1 protein-coding gene is annotated in these 681 nt (G+C 66.1%); it reads right to left on the bottom strand.

Going from position 1 to position 681, the window contains the following annotated elements:
• A partial coding sequence (locus SX1_RS22245) for a Mu transposase domain-containing protein (RefSeq protein WP_019054871.1) occupies nt 1-681 on the bottom strand: 681 nt, incomplete at both ends.

Raw genomic sequence — 681 nt, 5'->3', positions numbered from 1 at the left:
TAACTTCTCATCCAGATCGTCGCGCTACACCCGAGCTTGCGCCTGAGCCGAGCCAGCGCCGGTGGCAGATCCCAGTCCTGGAACGGTGCGCCGTTCCTCAAGGCGCCTGGCTTCTTGGCCAGCACCGGCAGGTAATGCCACGGGTCGAGGATCATCCGATCGCGTCCGAAGAAGCGGGGATGTTCGGCGACGACCTCATCGTCCAGGCGGACCACGATCCGGTCGGCATAGGCACGCACCTGCACCGCGCGCCGGGCTGCCTTGGCCATGACCGAGTAGCGGTTGCGGTCGAAGCTGATCAGGCAGGTGCCGGTCACCGCGTGCGACGTCTCGTGGAAGCCGTCGAACGGCGCCAGCATCACCTGTAGCGCAGGGCGTTCGGCGTCCCATGCCTGGGCAACGGTCAGCTCCTTCTGCTCGGGATGCGAGTGCAGCGCCGCCCACCGGCGGCACTCTGCCTCTAGCCACCCGTTCAGCTCCTCCAGGCTTGAGAAGCGCAGCCGGGGCTGGAAGAACCGTCCGCGGATCGTCTGTACCTGGTGCTCGACCTGGCCCTTCTCCCAACCTGCCGCCGGCGAACAGGCGGTGGGCTCGATCATGTAGTGGTCGGCCATGATCAAGAAGCGGCGGTTGAACACCCGTTCCTTGCCGGTGAACACCGTCGTCACCGCGGTCTTCATG

It is taken from the genome of Sphingobium xenophagum NBRC 107872, from assembly GCF_000367345.1.
In the GTDB taxonomy this organism is placed as follows: domain Bacteria; phylum Pseudomonadota; class Alphaproteobacteria; order Sphingomonadales; family Sphingomonadaceae; genus Sphingobium; species Sphingobium xenophagum.
The sequence above is the reverse complement of the archived record's forward strand: the minus strand, read 5'-3'. Positions and strand labels throughout refer to the sequence as shown.